Here is a 15881-nt window from a genome sequence, read left to right on the forward strand (position 1 = left end):
GCTCGCGTCAAACATGGACGGGAGTCACACATGGCAAACTCGCGCGTCATCACGCACCCGATGTCACGTCGTCAGATCCTCAAAGGCGGTGCGGCGCTTGGCCTTGGGTCGGCAGCGGCCCTTAGCCTACGTCCTAGCTGGGCCAACCCCTGGGGTCAGACCAATGTCTATTCCAAGGGAGTCGAAGAGGGGCCGGAGGTGTCGCTGGCCATCCGCCGCGAATCGATCCTGATCGACGGCAAGGAGGCACGCCCGATCAGCATCAACGGCACCAGCCCCGGGCCGATGATCCGGCTCAAGGAAGGCCAGGACGCCGTGCTGCGGGTCACCAACCTGCTCGACGAGCCCACGTCCATCCACTGGCATGGCCTGATCCTGCCGCCTGGGATGGATGGCGTACCGGGAGTGAGCTTTCCCGGCATCGCGCCGGGCGAGACCTTCACCTACCGTTTCCCCGTTCGCCAGAACGGTACCTACTGGTATCACAGCCACTCCGGCCTGCAGGAGCAGCTCGGCCATGCTGGCCCGCTGATCATCGATGCCGCCGGACGCGAGCCCTTCCGCTACGACCGTGAGCATGTGCTGCTGCTCACCGACTGGACCTTCGAGGACCCCATGTCGGTGTTCCGTAACCTGAAGACCGCCGAGGGCTACTACAACTTCCAGGAGCGCACCATCGCCGACTTCTTCGCCGACGTGCGTGAGGAAGGCTTTGCTGCCACCGCCGAGATGCGTGGTATGTGGGCGAAAATGCGCATGAGCTCTCGCGACATCGCCGACGTCACCGGCAGCACCTACACCTACCTGCTCAATGGTCATTCCCCCGAAGAGAACTGGACGGCGTTGTTCCAGGCCGGTGAGCGGGTCCGCCTGCGGGTGATCAACGGCTCGGCGATGTCCTACTTCGATGTGCGTATTCCCGGATTGAAGATGACCGTGGTGGCAGCCGACGGTCAGCCGGTGCAGCCGGTACCGGTCGACGAGTTCCGGATAGGGGTGGCCGAGACCTACGACGTGCTGGTCGCCCCCGAGGACGACACGGCCTATACGATCTTCGCCGAGGCAATGGATCGCAGCGGTTACGCCCGCGCCACCCTTGCGCCGCGCGAGGGCATGGCCGCCGAGATCCCCGAGCGACGCAAGATTGCCGACCGCGGCATGGAGGCCATGGGGGCCCACGGCATGGAGGGCATGGACCACTCCGGGATGGGTGGCTCAGACATGCAGGGCATGGATCATTCCGGCATGAACGGCTCAGACATGGAGGGCATGGATCATTCCGGCATGAACGGCTCAGACATGGAGGGCATGGACCACGCCAACATGCGGGGCATGTCAGGTGAACAGAACAGGATGAACGCCAACGGCATGCTGGCGGCGGGGGCGGCGCAGCCGGGCTCTCGCTACAACCAGGCCGGTATCGGCATCGATCCCGACGAGCGCCGGGTGCTGGTCTATCGCGACCTCAAGGCCTTTACCCCCTGGCCGGACCGCCGTGAGCCGCAGCGTGAACTGGAACTGCACCTCACCGGCAACATGGAGCGCTACATGTGGTCCTTTGACGGCAAGAAGTTCAGCGAGGTGACCGGCCCTATTCACTTCAACAAGGATGAACGCCTGCGCTTGATCCTGATCAACGACACCATGATGGAACATCCCATCCACCTCCACGGCATGTGGATGGAGCTGGAGAACGGTCAGGGCGAGCTAATCCCCCGCAAGCACACCCTCAACGTCAAGCCTGGTGAGCGCGTCTCGGCGCTGATCACCGCCGATGCGGAGGGTAGCTGGGCCTTCCACTGCCACCTGCTCTACCACATGGATGCCGGCATGTTCCGGGTCGTCAAGGTTTCGTAAGGAGAAGGCATGAATAACAGAATCCCACTGACCGCCGCCGGTGTCCTGCTGGCCACGACAGCGTTTTCCGTCGCTCAGGCAGAGGACGGCTACGATGCTCCGGCCGGCTGGCCGTCACCGGTTGTGGAACACAACATGGGCATGGCACTGTTCGACCGGCTCGAGTACGTCGTGCCCGACAAGGGGGAGGAGGCCGTGGTTTGGGACTTCCAGGCCTGGTACGGCAGTGACGTCAACCGCGTCTACCTGAAGTCCGAGGGCGATAACGTCCAGGGCGACGGCGAGGATGCCGAGTTCGAGTCCCTGGAGCTACTCTATAGCCGGCTCGTCGCCGACTTCTGGGAGCTGCAGGGTGGCGTGGGCTATCAGGGCGGTGTGTTCTCGGACGACCATGCCGAACGCGGCTATGGGGTCATCGGCCTGCAGGGTGTGATGCCCTACGGGATCGAGACTGACGTGGCGCTACAGGTCAGCGATGAGGGCGATGTTTCAGCGAGTTTCGAGGGCGAGTACGACCTGCGCCTAACGCAACGCCTTTATCTGCAGCCGCGCACCGAGATTGCCGTCGCTGCCAGCGAGGTCGAGGAGTTCGGTGTCGGCGAGGGGCTCAACTCCGTGCGTGCCGGTATGCGCCTGGGCTATCAGGTAACCCGGCGGTTCGCGCCCTACGTGGGTGGCTACTGGGAGAAGCAGTACGGGGATACCGCCGATCTCTCGCGTGCCGGAGGTGATGCCACGGAAGATACCGGTCTCGTAGCCGGGGTAAGGCTGATGTTCTAGCCATCCTTGTATGTCGGTGCTTGCGCCACCTTCCGGTGGCGTTTTTTTTTTACCCTTCACCTACGTATATTCAGCTCTATTTCAAGTTGCACCACTATCATGACAGTGTCACCAAAACGGAGAGACCTCTCATGAAGTTCAAGACAATTACTTTTGGAATGGCAGTGGCAAGCATGTTTTCAATGCCTGTCCTCGCCAATATGGGAGCCAGTGTCCAGGAGATGCCGGTTTTGGAAAGAGGAGTATCTCCTACACAGATCCTGGCTAATGGACACCCGAAACGCTTCCAGGTCAACATCGACCAGCCCACGACGCTGAGAGTCTCAAGTGAACACTTTGCGGGAGTGTCGAGTCAGGGTAATCAGATCAAAGCGATATTATATGATGATGCCGGTAACCGTGTAGCGGAAGCATCCAGCCCTCGAGGTCACTTTCAGCTCAACAGACAGCTGCAACCTGGGAGTTATCAAATTGAAGTGTCAGGATCATCACTGGGAGGCAATGCTGAGAGTGATCGAAACCGGTATGAGCTTCACACCGCATACTGAATGAAGTAGTCGGGCAGAGTTTTTTTATCATAGTGGCCAGCCTTGAGCTGGCCTTTTTTATTACAGACCAATCATGGGTAATTTTTTGGGGAACCACAAATGATGTTGGCAATGCAAGTGAACAGTTATGACCTGTGTCATGGTTTTTAAGTCTACCTGTTAAGCCTGGGTTCAGGTAGGAGGGGTAGTCTAGCCCTGTCATCAAACAGAAATGGAGAGTTGACATGAAAATCAAATTTGCACTTGCCGCCGCCATTATTAGCATCGTTGCTACTCCGGCATTTGCGAGCTTTGGTCATACTGAATCCCAAGGCAGGCAGCTGACGGAGGGGATTACGTCTGGTGGGATTTTGACCAGCGGCTTCCCACATGAATATGCACTTTCGTTAAACGAAAGTTCGGAGGTGAAAATTGCCAGTGATCACTTTCCAGGATCATCAAGTCTTACACTTGGGATGAAGGCAAAGTTGATGAATGATTCAGGGAAAACTATTGCGGAAGTAGATTCATTCAATGGAGACTTCACGATTGATGAAAAGCTCGAGAAAGGCGAATATCGCCTGATGGTATCAGGTGATAGTGGTGGGTTTGGTGATAGTGATATGCACCAGTACAGTCTGCATGTAGACATTCAGTGATGCGCGGTGGTTGGCCAGCTAATGCTGGCCAACCAGCGTCCCAGTAAGATTTTGGTTTTCCGAATAGATTTCCAGTCATGGTGTATTATGGCTGAGTATTTAATTTAGTTATGATGATGTTTTGCTGTGTGGCATAACCTTTTCGTGGAGATCTGCTGTGATCAAGGCTGCATTATTACTCACCGGTGTCTTGGGTGTCGCCTGGATGCCAGCTATTGCTGTTGCCGGAAGTGAAGCGGACAGTTTGCAAAAAGCGATACAGATAGCCATTGATCAAGACCCTTGGTTAACCGGAAGTATGTCCACTGAAGCCGCCCTTGAGAACGAGGCCATTGCATCGGCCCAGCTACCTGATCCCCAGATTTCATTGAAAGCGGGAAATCTGCCGGTTGATACCTTTGACTTGAATCAAGAAGGTATGACCCAGTTCAGCGTAGGAATCAGTCAGAAATTTCCCAGAGGAGATAGCCTGGCGCTTGCCAAGCAACAAAAGCAGCAGATTGCGGCCCAACAGCCGATGTTGCGGCAGGATAGGGAAGCCAGAGTCGAGGCTACGGTCAGCCAGCTTTGGCTGGAGGCCACTCGTGCTCAGCTGAGCGTCGAGCGGATAGAGCGTGATCGTAGCTTGTTTGAGCAGCTAGCTGATGTCGCCGAGGTGAGTTATGCGTCCGCCTTCGGAATGACCCGCCAAGACGATGTGATTCGTGCTCAGTTGGAGTTGACTCGCCTGGAGGACCGGTTGACCGATCTCAGGCAGCAACAGGAGGCCGTTGAACGACAGCTATCTGAATGGCTGGGGAGCGAAGCGATAATGCCGGTAGTGGCGGATTTCCCCGGGCTGGAATTGGAAGAACCTAAGCTTTTCACTGCCGTTGAGCGTCCCAATCGTCAGGCATGGTATGAGCGGGTGAGGTATCACCCTGCCGTGCTGGCAGTCGATAAGTCGATTGATGCCATGGAAATTGGAGTCGATGCAGCGAGGCAGCAGTACAAGCCAGAATGGGGTGTGTCGGCTCAGTATGGCTACCGCGAAGACGACCCCATGGGTGGGAGCCGAGCGGATTTGTTCTCCGTCGGCGTCACATTCGACTTGCCTATCTTTACGGAAAATCGACAGGACAAGCGAGTGGCGGCGGCTGCCTCTCGCTATGAATCTGCGCAATATCAAAGGGAAAGCTTGATACGCGAACTGATTGCCAGGCTAGAAACAAATTGGGCTAAGTTGTCGCGGCTTGATGAAAGGCTTGCACTGTATGGGAATCGCTTGTTGCCAGAGCTGAGCGAACAGGCCGAAGCTTCCCTGAATGCCTATAACAATGACGATGGTGATTTTGCAGAAGCCGTGCGGGCACGAATTGATGAAACCAATGCGAGTGTGGAGCTCATAGGCCTGAAAGCCCAACGACTCAAGGTGATCTCGGATATCAACTACCTGCTGTCCCAAGGCACGTCTTCACGCTAACTCACGACTTCTCAAGTCTGGAATGAGACATCACGATGAATCAAATGGGTAGGTACTTTTTCGTCATATCGTTAGGCGTCATGTTGGGCGTGTCCGGCAGTATAGTCCTGGGAGGCAAGACATTCATCCTGAATGCAGTAGAAACTGCTATTGGAAACGATAGTAGTGAGACTGGGGTGGAAGAAAGTGGAGAGCGCGTTCCCCTTTATTGGGTGGCGCCAATGGATCCCAACTATAAGCGGGACAAGCCTGGAAAATCCCCGATGGGGATGGACCTCGTGCCGGTATATGATGATCAGGACCAAGGAGATACTCCCGGGACAGTGAAAATTTCTCCTGATGTCGTCAATAATCTTGGTGTCAAAACAGGCACAGTCGAAAAGGATACCTTTGACACTACGGTAAGGACAGTTGGCTATGTCCAATACGATGAGGACAAGCTGGTACATATCCATCCCCGCGTCGAGGGATGGATAGAGAAACTATTTGCCAAGTCCGAAGGGGATCGAGTTACCCAGGGTCAGCCACTCTATTCACTCTACTCGCCGACGCTCGTTAATGCTCAAGAAGAGCTGTTGCTCGCAATGAACCGCGGTAACCAACGCCTGATTTCTGCCGCCTTGGAGAGACTGCGAGCGTTACAGGTTCCTACTGAGGCTATCCAGAGCCTCAAAGACACGCGTCAGGTCAGCCAGACGATCATCTTGCGCGCGCCCCAGAGTGGCGTTTTGGACAACTTGCAAGTGCGTGAAGGAATGTTCGTGAGCCCGGGAATGAGCATGATGAGTATCGGCGTTCTTGATCACGTGTGGGCTGTCGGAGAGGTGTTTGAGCGCCAGGCAGCTTTGATTTCTGAGGGTGATGAGGTTCGCATGACCCTTGACTATCTGCCCGAACGGCAGTGGACAGGGGTGGTGGACTATATATATCCAAGTATTGATAGTGAGACGCGTACGGCTCGTGTAAGGATGCGTTTCGCCAACGACGACCTGGCACTGAAGCCTGGAATGTTTTCTCAGCTGACCATTATGTCCGATACGACGACTGAGGCATTGCAAATACCCCGTGAGGCCTTGATTCGCACCGGAAGCCAGTCGCGTGTCGTTCTTGCATTGGGTGATGGAAAATTCAAATCGATCGAAGTCGACGTTGGACGCGTGGGTTGGGAAACCGTCGAGATATTATCGGGCCTGGAGGAGGGCGATCGCATTGTTACGTCGGCTCAGTTCCTTCTGGATTCCGAGTCAAGTCGAACATCAGACTTTCGACGAATGGAGCATAGTGACAGTGCTGAAGAGGCCGATGATAATTCCCTTGTTGAGACCGTATGGGTGCCAGCACGCATCGAAGATGTCATGCCGGATCATGGCATGGTAACGCTTTCCCATGCCCCTATAGCGGTTTGGGAATGGCCGGCCATGAGCATGAATTTCCAGGCTGCTGATACGGTTAGCCTTGAACAGCTGAAAGACGGTATGGACATCCATGCCGAACTCGAACGGATTGCGGAAGACAAAGTCGCTCTACGCGGTGTGCATGTTGACGATGATAAGACTAAAGCCCCCAGCGATGAGGGCATGGATCACGGAGAAACCAGTAATGCGGAACGCGGCCAGCAAGACGTGATGAGCCATCAAGGCCATGCAACTGGGGAGAGCAAGTAATGATTCCTGCGTTGATCCGTTGGTCAATAAGCAACCGTTTTCTCGTGCTTCTTGCTGCCGTGATTCTGGCGGGGGCGGGAATCTATTCAGTCAAGAATACCCCGATTGATGCTCTACCGGACTTGTCAGATGTGCAGGTGATCATCAAGACCAACTACCCGGGCCAGGCTCCGCAGGTCGTCGAAGATCAAGTCACCTACCCGCTCACCACGGCCATGCTGTCGGTTCCCGGGGCGGCAACGGTACGCGGATACTCCTTCTTCGGTGACTCCTACGTCTATGTGATTTTTGATGAGGATACCGATCCCTACTGGGCACGCTCTCGTGTGCTGGAGTATCTTTCTCAGGTGGCGCCTACGCTACCGGATAGTGCGCGCCCACAGCTTGGCCCAGATGCCACTGGCGTGGGGTGGGTCTATCTCTACGCCCTCATCGACAAGACTGGCCAACATGATCTCAGTGAGTTGCGGAGCTTGCAGGACTGGTTTCTGAAGTATGAGCTTCAGACCGTGTCGGGCGTCTCTGAAGTCGCGGCGCTTGGCGGCATGGTCAAGCAATACCAGGTCGTGGTAGATCCGGAGAAACTGCGTGCCTTCGACATTCCCCTGGCTCACATCCAGACCGCTATACAGCGGGCCAACCAGGAAGTTGGCGCCTCGGTCGTCGAGATGGCCGAAGCCGAGTACATGGTGCGCGCCACAGGTTATATCCAAAGTCGTGAGGATCTTGCCAGTATCCCGCTGGGTGTGGATGACAATGGAACGCCTCTGCTGCTCAAGGATGTCGCCGACATCGGGATGGGGCCCCAGATGCGTCGTGGCATTGCCGAACTGAACGGGGAAGGTGAGACCGTCGGCGGCATCGTCGTCATGCGCACAGGAGAGAATGCCCAGAAGACGATCGATGGCGTCAAGGCCAAGCTTGAGCAGCTCCAGTCCAGCCTGCCGGAGGGGGTGGAGGTCGTGACGGTCTATGACCGTTCAGGCTTGATCGAAAAGGCGGTAGACAACCTGCTGCGTGGCTTGCTCGAGGAGTTAGCCATCGTAGCCTTGGTATGCGTGCTCTTCCTGTTCCATCTGCGCTCTGCGTTAGTGGCGATGATCAGCTTGCCGATGGGCATTCTCACTGCCTTCATCATCATGAACTGGCAGGGCATCAACGCCAATATCATGTCCCTTGCGGGTATTGCCATTGCAATCGGTGCCATGATCGATGGCGCCGTCGTATTGATCGAGAATTTGCACAAGCACATGGAGCGTACACCGTTGACGCGTGAGAACCGCTGGAAGGTGGTGGCCGACTCGGCGGTGGAAGTGGGACCGGCTCTTTTCTTCAGCTTGCTGATCATCACTGTCAGCTTTGTTCCTGTCTTTACCCTCGAGGCCCAAGAGGGGCGAATGTTTTCACCCTTGGCCTTCACCAAGACCTATGCCATGGCAGCCAGTGCCGGGCTGGCGGTCACCTTGGTTCCGGTGCTGATGGGCTATTTCATCCGCGGCCGCGTACTTCCTGAGCACAAGAATCCGGTCAATCGACTGCTGGTCGGGGTCTACATGCCGGTACTCAAGGCGGTATTGAGATTCCCAAAGACGACCATCGCCCTGGTGCTGGCGATAACCCTGGTAGGTTTCTGGCCGGTCAGCAAGATTGGCAGCGAGTTTATTCCACCCCTGGATGAAGGCGACTTGATGTACATGCCGACCACTTATCCAGGGCTGTCGATCGGCAAGGCGCGGGAGCTCCTTCAGCAGACCGATAAACTGATTGCCAGCGTACCGGAGGTGGACACCGTGTTTGGCAAGATCGGACGGGCCGACACGGCTACCGACCCTGCGCCGCTGACCATGATCGAGACTTTCATTCAACTCAAACCGCGGGGAGAGTGGCGAGAGGGGATGACCACCGACAAGCTCAAGAAGGAACTCGACAGCCTGGTGCGGATACCGGGGGTATCCAATGCCTGGGTGATGCCGATTTCGACGCGTATTGACATGCTGGCAACCGGGATCAAGACGCCGGTGGGCATCAAGGTGGGCGGAGAAGATCTCAAGCAGATTCAGTTCATCGGACAGCAGCTGGAGACGATCCTTAGCGATGTTCCTGGTACCGCTTCGGTCTATTCCGAGCGGGTGGCCGGAGGTCGCTATATCAAGGTTGATATCAACCGCGCTCAGGCGGCGCGCTATGGCCTGAACATTGCCGACGTGCAACAAGTGGTGGCGACCGCTATCGGTGGTCAGAACATTACTCAGACCATCGAGGGATTGGAGCGCTACCCGGTCAACCTGCGCTACCCACAGGATTACCGGGACTCCCCCGAGCGGCTGGCCGAGCTGCCGATCGTCACCGCCAATGGGCAGCGTATCGCGCTAGCAGACGTGGCGGACATCTACGTGGAGGACGGTCCACCGGCGATCAAGAGCGAAAACGCACGTCCCAACGGTTGGACCTTCGTGGATATCGAGGGCGTGGATGTCGGGACCTACGTGCAGCGCGCCATGGACGTCGTGGCGGAGGAGCTCGAGCTGCCCGCCGGGTATTCGGTGACGTGGTCCGGGCAATATGAATACATGTTGCGTGCCAAAGAAAAGCTGAGCTATGTGGTGCCTTTCACGTTGGCCATCATCGTGATCCTGCTCTACATGAGCTTCAAGCGCTTCAGTGAGGTAGCCATCATCATGGGCACGCTACCACTGGCCATGGTAGGGGCCATCTGGCTGATGTATCTGCTGGGCTATAACTTCTCCGTGGCCGTGGGAGTGGGGTTTATCGCTCTGGCCGGGGTGGCAGTCGAGATCGGAGTGATCATGCTCGTATATCTCAACCAGGCTTATCAGCAGATGCTCGAGCGCTGCCAACACAAGGGAGTACAACCCCGTCGGGAGACTCTTCGCCATGCCGTGCTGCACGGTGCTGCTCTCAGGGTGAGACCGGTAATGATGACATCGGTCTCGACCATTGCCGGTCTTCTGCCGCTGATGTACAGCTCCGGCACGGGTTCCGAGGTGGTCAGCCGCATTGCGGCCCCGATGGTGGGGGGGATGTTGAGCGCAGTGATACTGACGCTTCTGGTGTTGCCCTGTGTCTACTACCTGTGGAAATGCCGCCATGTGAATCATGCATAACGTCAGGGTCGACAAGGCTGGGTGGCACATTCTAGATAATCGAATGCAGTATCTCGCGAGCACCCAGCCTAACACGAATCGTCAGTGGTACTCGATGTGAGGTACACCAGCGATGCCCCCTGGCGTTAGGTTGAATTTGCACTTCGTGAGTCAAGATTCAGCTTGTATTCAGGCCATGAGGCTATGCTGGTAGATAACAGAACACGCTTGGCTATTCGCTAACCCGCTGGCGTAGCGTCGAACGATTCATAGAAGCCGAAGGTCGCGAGGAAGAGGAAATTGCCATGATTGCGTACCCACAGATCGATCCAGTGGCATTTTCCCTCGGACCGGTACAGCTACATTGGTATGGCCTGATGTACGTGGTAGGGCTGACGGCCGCATGGTGGCTGGGGCGGCGGCGAGCCCACCGTCTCGGCCTGACCCACGATGATATCGGTGACCTGATCTTCTATGGCGCTCTGGGCGTCATCATCGGCGGCCGCCTGGGCTTCGTGTTGTTCTATGGGCTCGATCAGCTCCTGACCAACCCCTTGTGGCTGTTCATGGTCTGGGAAGGGGGCATGAGTTTCCATGGGGGCCTGGCCGGCGTACTGATCGCCGCGTGGCTGTTCGCTCGCCGTCACCGCCTGGCCTACCTTCAGCTGACCGATTTCATCGCCCCGCTGGTGCCGATCGGTCTGGGGGCAGGGCGTCTGGGCAACTTCATCAATCACGAGTTGCCGGGGAGGGCCAGCGAAGTGCCCTGGGCGATGATCTTCCCTCCCATGCTGGGCTTGGGGCCTGAACCCCGACATCCATCAGCACTCTACGAGTTTGTCCTGGAGGGTGTGGTGCTGTTTGTCGTGTTGTGGTGGGTGTCACGGAAACCGCAAACTCAAGGGCTTATCTCGGGTCTATTCCTGCTTCTGTATGGCACCTTCCGTTTCATCGTGGAGTTTGTGCGCTTACCCGATCCTCAATTGGGCTTCATCGCCTTTGATTGGCTCACTATGGGACAGTTGTTGACGGTACCAATGTTGGCAGCAGGTGCGTTCCTGGTCACCACTGCATGTCGTAGTCAGCGAACCATGGGTGCTACATCAGACCGGTAAGCAAGACAAGTGATATGAGGTATGTCGATAATATTGGAAGAACGTTAACGATATTACAGTACGAGGAGAATTCTCATGACACACAGAGAGCATCGGTTGGGAGTTTCTGAAACGACCTTGGTGAACCGACACTTAAAGCTTGATTCCAGCGATCTGGATGCGGTGAAAGCGGCTGTTGCAGATATTGATGAGCTATACGGGCTAGACAGTGTTTCGTTCGATGAGAAGAAACGAAAGCTTCACCTGGCCTATGATGCCTCACGTCTCTGCCTCGACTGCGTCGAAGATATTCTCGACAAATATGCGGTCGAAATCAGTCGTGGTTGGTGGAACCGCTTCAAGGAGGAGCATTATCGATTTGTCGATCAGAATGTGAAGGACAACGCCAAGAAGGAGCCTTGGAGCTGCCATTGAATGGTAGTCATAACCGCGCATGGGCTAGCCTTGAGGTGAACACTGCATGAAGCTACGCTTACTCCGCTCGGCGCCGGAGCTTCATGTAGCGCTCTTTGCCTTTCTGCTGAATCTGCCCTGGGAGTTTCTACAGGTTCCGTTGTATGCGGGCATGCCTGTGATGCCACATTGGGAAGCCGTGCAGGCTTGTACCCAGGCGGCCCTTGGCGATGTGGTGATCGCGTTGATGGCGTATTGGTCGGTGGCTGTATGGTATCGACGTCGTGACTGGCTTCGGGTCTATGGAGCGAAGGAGTGCCTGGGCTTCGTGCTGGTGGGCGTCGGTATCACGGTGGCGATGGAGTGGCACGCTACGTTATTCAGTCAACGGTGGGAGTATGCGCAGCTGATGCCCCGTGTGCCGTGGTTGGGCACCGGCCTCTCGCCGTTACTCCAATGGTTGATCTTGCCACCGCTGATACTGTGGATGGCGCGTCGTCATCGGCTAGGTTCGGAGGTTGTATCCAAAGAAAATATTTGACTATTGGGTTGCACATAGGTTCTACACTTTGATTCTGTCGTGTTGAATTACGCGCTACTATTCGTCATCGGGCGAGTCTCAGAATGTCAAGAGGGCTTTCCTTTCGGTAGGGTCTGGTTTCATTCACCCATGAGAGAGATGATGCAGTCAATGGATAGAACGCCACAGTACAAGCAGAATAGCCTCTCGCTGGTCGGTGCGATTGCCTTAGGGACCGGGGTCATGATTGGCGCTGGTATTTTTGCTTTGACGGGACAGATGGCCGAGATGACGGGAGAGCTTTTCCCGTTAGCCTTCTTGTCAGCGGCTCTAATCGTCTCTTTCAGTGCTTATTCCTACGTGAAAATGTCCAATGCCTATCCGTCAGCTGGTGGTATTGGCATGTACCTCAACAAGGCTTATGGACCAACTCTGACCACCGCTTTCCATGCGCTTTTAATGTATTTCTCCATGGTGATAGCACAAAGTTTTTTGGCGAGAACGTTTGGGTCCTACACGCTAGAGCTTTTCGATTTTGGGGATAGGTCACTGCTTGTCCCCTTATTGGGTGTTGCGCTGCTGATATCTGCATTTTTACTAAATCTCTCTGCCAACAAGCTGATTCAGGGTGTTGCGTCAGTACTCGGGTTCATAAAAATTGGTGGGGTCATCTTGTTCGGGGTCGTCGGTGTCATCATCGCCGACTCGGTCGGCATGGAAACCTCGGCGTCGACGCCCGAGGGATCTCTGTCAGGCTTTCTAGGAGCAACCGCGTTGGGGATCCTGGCCTTCAAGGGGTTCACGACGATCACCAATAGTGGTTCAGAGATAAAAGATCCCCATCGCAACGTCGGCAGGGCGATCATGATCTCGATCGCCCTGTGTGTGGTGATCTATGCGTTGGTGGGCTTCGCTGTCGCCAGTAATCTGTCGTTGAGCGAGATAATCGAAACGAAAGATTATTCGTTGGCGGCTGCTGCCCGTCCTGCGCTGGGAGAGGCCGCCGTTTGGTTCACCGTCATCCTTGCCATGCTGGCCACCGCGGGTGGCATCATTGCCAGTATATTTGCGGTCTCACGCATGTTGGCAATGCTGACGGAAATGGAACTGGTGCCGCATCGTCACTTTCATATGCCAGGCAGTATCCAGAAGCATACCCTGGTTTATACGGTCGTGCTTGGTTTGGTTCTGACGGCTTTCTTTGACCTTAGCCGTATCGCAGCACTTGGTATCATTTTTTACTTGATCATGGATATTGCTGTTCATTGGGGGGTGTTGCGTCATCTTCGCAAGGAGGTCGGTGCCAACCCAATCGTGCTGGTTATTGCGATACTGCTGGATGCCGTCGTGCTGGCAGGCTTCCTTTGGGTGAAAGCGACGACAGATCCCCTGGTGCTAATCGTCGCAACGATTGTCATGGCGGCTATCTTGATTGCCGAGCGACTCTTTTTGTCTCGTAACGGCGCTTCTAGTTCAAACGATAATACTCATTCTCATTAACTATTAAGGATAAGGATCATGGAGGTTCGGACCTTTGGTGACCTGATTGACTGGACACGGCAGCTGCATGAGCATTTGGCGCGCTGTCTTTCTCACTGTGCCGATCATAATGAAGAAGAGCGTGCCAAGATGCTCCTTAATTATCTGGCAGCTCATGAGCATGAGATGGAGTATGTTGTTGGTGAGTTAAAGAGTAGAGCGGACCCCAAAGCATTGAATACCTATGTATATGATTATCTGGAACACAGGCCGATCCGGACGCATCGGACCTGTGATGCACCCTATGCTGCGCTGGGTTTCAATGAAATCTGTCGGGAGATTTTCGACTTCCATGATCAAGTGACGGATCTCTATCGTAACTTGGTTGGCAAGGCGGAGATTCCTGAAGCAAGGGAGTTGCTTGAATCCCTTCTTGAGCTGGAACAGCATGAAGCGATGCGCCTTGTTCGGCAGACTGGGAGGATGGACGATCTGTAAGAAAATGATGTCTGGATCTGTTATAACTGCCTGATCGCCACCCTCGGCATAACATCTGTCCTGACTGTTCCTAATGTAACGTACCAGAACGGCATCGGCATTGCGTGTCTGGCATCGATGCCGATTGTCCTGTTTTTTATGGGTATACGGATTTAATGGTTGATGGGGCACCTTCACCCCATCAATCTGATACCACCCTCAGATGGTTGATAGATCGACTCCGTAGTTGAATTCCTCTGCGAAGTCCGGCAGTCCGTAACCGATGGTTTTCTTGTAGAAAGGAGAGACCTTCGCAGTCGGTGCCTTCTTCTTGTGCTTCGTGGTGTAGAGCATTCGTGCCCGCACCACCTCGAAGGAGTAACCGCGCCCTTCACGGTTCTTGTCCTTGGCCAGTCGGTTGATGGACTCCGTGTAAGCGTTGGTGACGGGCATGTCCGTCTCGAAGTAGGTCATGGTCTCTTCGCGCCAGTTTCCCACTGCCCTGACCAGATCGCTCCAGACTTCCTTTTGGCCCTTCGGGATGGTGGCTATCCACTCGTCCAGGGCGGCTTCTGCCTGGAGCCGTGTGGTGGCGTCCCAGATGCCGTAGAAGCGCTCCTTGTGCTCGTAGGCGGCCAGCAGTTGCGGGAACGCGCCTGTTCAGGTCTCCATGATGAGGCGCTCCCGGTCTGAGACTTCGTGAGCGCGTTTCAGCAGGATTTTCCGGTCTCCCTTGAGAGTCCGGCTCTGGGACGGTTTCAGCTCCTTTCTGAGGCCCTTGCGCACTCTCTCTAGGGCATCGTTGGCCATGCGCACCACATGGAACTTATCGACCACGATACGGGCCTGGGGCAGCACAGCCTTGACCGCTGCCCGGTAGGGGTTCCACATGTCCATGCTGACGATCTCGACCTTCTGCCGGTCTTTCAGCTTCATCAGGTAGTTGGTCACCACGTTCTGGCGGCGGGTGGCCAGCAGGTCGAGCAGGGTTCGCTCCTCAATGTTGGTCAGAATGCAGCGGTAGCGCTTGTTCAGGTATAGCTCGTCAATGCCCAGGATGCGGGGCGTCTCGAAGCGGTGCCAGCGCCCCAGGAACTCGGCGCGGGCGTTGAAGATGTCGCGCACCGTCTTCTCGTCCAGGCCGGTCTGTGCCGCCACAAAGGTGTAGGGGTGGTTGAAGGATTCCTTCTCCACGTACTCATGCAGCCGCAGTGTCATACGGAATCCGTCCACCATCTCCGGTAGCTGGGGCCTGAATGTTGTCTTGCAGGCCCGGCAGGTGTATCGGCGGCGGACCACCCAGAGAGTGACCCGCTTGCCGTGGATGGGCAGATCACGATAGGGAACGTCACGCTTGCCGAACCGTACGAACTCACCCTGCACGCCGCATTCCTCGCAGGCGATGGGATCGGGCACGCCCACCTGGAAGTGCATTTCGTCGTCGGTTGATTTGCAGCCCAGTACTTGGTATTGCGGCAGGTGAAGGATGTTGTCGGGAAGTTCGGTCATGGTGTTGTATAGGCGTAGGTGTCAGTCAGATCCATCCGGCTCGGCATTGGTGTTTGCTTTTTTACCCAACAAGCTGCTGGAAACGAAAAGTAAGGCACCGAGGACAATTGCAATATCAGCCAGGTTGAAGGCCGGCCAATGCCAGTCTCGCCAATAGAAATCAAAGGAATCCACAACATAGCCGCGAAAGACCCGGTCAATCAGGTTGCCCATGGCGCCACCGAGGATAAGACTGTAAGCGATGGCTTCTCCTTTATGACGATTTTCAAGGATCAGCTTGATCAGAAAAATCGAGACCACTACCGCGATTCCGATAAAAAAGTAGCGCTGCCAGC

General features: G+C 55.6%; 13 protein-coding genes and 1 pseudogene. 12 read left to right on the forward strand and 2 right to left on the reverse strand.

What is annotated here, in order from left to right:
• The first annotated feature begins 30 nt into the window (after nucleotides 1–30).
• The 12 genes from Q673_RS34235 (at nucleotide 31) to Q673_RS34270 (ending at nucleotide 14058) form a co-directional block, all read left to right on the forward strand.
• The gene (locus Q673_RS34235; RefSeq protein ID WP_031218769.1) at nucleotides 31–1857 is read left to right on the forward strand and encodes a copper resistance system multicopper oxidase; all 1827 of its coding nucleotides are present in this window, start codon (nucleotides 31–33) and stop codon (nucleotides 1855–1857) included.
• A 9-nt stretch (nucleotides 1858–1866) separates the two neighbouring features.
• Nucleotides 1867–2637 carry a copper resistance protein B gene (locus Q673_RS34240; protein ID WP_023007316.1) on the forward strand — a complete coding sequence of 257 codons (771 nt, stop codon included), beginning with the start codon at nucleotides 1867–1869 and terminating at the stop codon, nucleotides 2635–2637.
• 131 nt (nucleotides 2638–2768) lie between these two features.
• The gene (locus Q673_RS36665) at nucleotides 2769–3185 is read left to right on the forward strand and encodes a hypothetical protein (protein ID WP_152527156.1); all 417 of its coding nucleotides are present in this window, start codon (nucleotides 2769–2771) and stop codon (nucleotides 3183–3185) included.
• Nucleotides 3186–3409: 224 nt separating this feature from the next.
• Nucleotides 3410–3823, forward strand: a complete 414-nt coding sequence (locus Q673_RS36670) for a hypothetical protein (RefSeq protein WP_152527157.1) — start codon at nucleotides 3410–3412, stop codon at nucleotides 3821–3823.
• 157 nt (nucleotides 3824–3980) lie between these two features.
• Complete coding sequence (locus Q673_RS0118815; RefSeq protein WP_235048545.1) at nucleotides 3981–5285, forward strand: TolC family protein; 1305 nt, start codon at nucleotides 3981–3983, stop codon at nucleotides 5283–5285.
• A gap of 35 nt (nucleotides 5286–5320) precedes the next feature.
• Entirely contained in the window at nucleotides 5321–6949 is a 1629-nt protein-coding gene (locus Q673_RS0118820; protein ID WP_031218772.1) for an efflux RND transporter periplasmic adaptor subunit, read from the forward strand.
• A complete protein-coding gene (locus Q673_RS34250; protein ID WP_023007320.1) occupies nucleotides 6949–10074 on the forward strand; it encodes an efflux RND transporter permease subunit in 3126 nt (1041 codons plus the stop codon). The genes Q673_RS0118820 and Q673_RS34250 overlap by 1 nt, the downstream gene beginning before the upstream one ends.
• Nucleotides 10075–10358: 284 nt before the next feature.
• Entirely contained in the window at nucleotides 10359–11168 is an 810-nt protein-coding gene (gene lgt, locus Q673_RS34255) for a prolipoprotein diacylglyceryl transferase (RefSeq protein WP_023007321.1), read from the forward strand.
• A gap of 75 nt (nucleotides 11169–11243) precedes the next feature.
• Complete coding sequence (locus tag Q673_RS36265) at nucleotides 11244–11582, forward strand: hypothetical protein (protein ID WP_081712101.1); 339 nt, start codon at nucleotides 11244–11246, stop codon at nucleotides 11580–11582.
• 46 nt (nucleotides 11583–11628) lie between these two features.
• Nucleotides 11629–12102, forward strand: coding sequence for a hypothetical protein (locus Q673_RS34260; RefSeq protein ID WP_023007323.1), 474 nt, complete (start codon nucleotides 11629–11631; stop codon nucleotides 12100–12102).
• Between the two features lie 138 nt (nucleotides 12103–12240).
• Entirely contained in the window at nucleotides 12241–13581 is a 1341-nt protein-coding gene (locus Q673_RS34265) for an APC family permease (RefSeq protein WP_023007324.1), read from the forward strand.
• Nucleotides 13582–13599: 18 nt separating this feature from the next.
• Nucleotides 13600–14058 (forward strand): hypothetical protein, encoded by a 459-nt coding sequence (locus Q673_RS34270; RefSeq protein WP_023007325.1) that lies wholly within the window; start codon nucleotides 13600–13602, stop codon nucleotides 14056–14058.
• Nucleotides 14059–14256: 198 nt separating this feature from the next.
• On the opposite strand, the pseudogene Q673_RS34275 reads toward Q673_RS34270, so the two are convergent.
• Together Q673_RS34275 and lspA are read right to left on the reverse strand one after the other, a co-directional pair.
• Nucleotides 14257–15546: pseudogene (locus Q673_RS34275) on the reverse strand (ISL3-like element ISPpu12 family transposase).
• 21 nt (nucleotides 15547–15567) lie between these two features.
• A partial coding sequence (gene lspA / locus Q673_RS36275) for a signal peptidase II (RefSeq protein WP_023007328.1) occupies nucleotides 15568–15881 on the reverse strand: 314 nt, incomplete at its 5' end.

It is taken from the genome of Halomonas sp. PBN3 (assembly GCF_000475415.1).
Taxonomy (GTDB): domain Bacteria; phylum Pseudomonadota; class Gammaproteobacteria; order Pseudomonadales; family Halomonadaceae; genus Halomonas; species Halomonas shengliensis.

Excerpts from the sequence above, each read along its gene's own strand:
- Q673_RS34235 (WP_031218769.1), top strand. The coding sequence starts at position 31 with ATGGCAAACTCGCGCGTCATCACGCACCCGATGTCACGTCGTCAGATC.
- Q673_RS34240 (WP_023007316.1), top strand. The coding sequence starts at position 1,867 with ATGAATAACAGAATCCCACTGACCGCCGCCGGTGTCCTGCTGGCCACG.
- Q673_RS36665 (WP_152527156.1), top strand. The coding sequence starts at position 2,769 with ATGAAGTTCAAGACAATTACTTTTGGAATGGCAGTGGCAAGCATGTTT.
- Q673_RS36670 (WP_152527157.1), top strand. The coding sequence starts at position 3,410 with ATGAAAATCAAATTTGCACTTGCCGCCGCCATTATTAGCATCGTTGCT.
- Q673_RS0118820 (WP_031218772.1), top strand. The coding sequence starts at position 5,321 with ATGAATCAAATGGGTAGGTACTTTTTCGTCATATCGTTAGGCGTCATG.
- Q673_RS34250 (WP_023007320.1), top strand. The coding sequence starts at position 6,949 with ATGATTCCTGCGTTGATCCGTTGGTCAATAAGCAACCGTTTTCTCGTG.
- lgt (WP_023007321.1), top strand. The coding sequence starts at position 10,359 with ATGATTGCGTACCCACAGATCGATCCAGTGGCATTTTCCCTCGGACCG.
- Q673_RS36265 (WP_081712101.1), top strand. The coding sequence starts at position 11,244 with ATGACACACAGAGAGCATCGGTTGGGAGTTTCTGAAACGACCTTGGTG.
- Q673_RS34260 (WP_023007323.1), top strand. The coding sequence starts at position 11,629 with ATGAAGCTACGCTTACTCCGCTCGGCGCCGGAGCTTCATGTAGCGCTC.
- Q673_RS34265 (WP_023007324.1), top strand. The coding sequence starts at position 12,241 with ATGATGCAGTCAATGGATAGAACGCCACAGTACAAGCAGAATAGCCTC.
- Q673_RS34270 (WP_023007325.1), top strand. The coding sequence starts at position 13,600 with ATGGAGGTTCGGACCTTTGGTGACCTGATTGACTGGACACGGCAGCTG.